1 tRNA gene is annotated in these 210 nt (G+C 49.5%); it reads right to left on the reverse strand.

Going from position 1 to position 210, the window contains the following annotated elements:
• Positions 1 to 77 (reverse strand) — tRNA-Ile (locus tag UFB30_RS16605).
• Positions 78 to 210: the final 133 nt, after the last annotated feature.

The raw sequence follows: 210 nt of genomic DNA on the forward strand, positions 1-210 counted from the left end.
TGGTGGGCCTAAGTGGACTCGAACCACCGACCTCACGCTTATCAGGCGTGCGCTCTAACCAGCTGAGCTATAGGCCCCTATTCTAATAGAAGGATTAAACCTTCAAAACTAAACAACCAAACAGTCAACCTGTGTTGTGATCTGACCCGAAGAGTCAGTCACATATCCTTAGAAAGGAGGTGATCCAGCCGCACCTTCCGATACGGCTAC

The sequence above is a fragment of the Jeotgalibacillus haloalkalitolerans genome (assembly GCF_034427455.1).
In the GTDB taxonomy this organism is placed as follows: domain Bacteria; phylum Bacillota; class Bacilli; order Bacillales; family Jeotgalibacillaceae; genus Jeotgalibacillus; species Jeotgalibacillus haloalkalitolerans.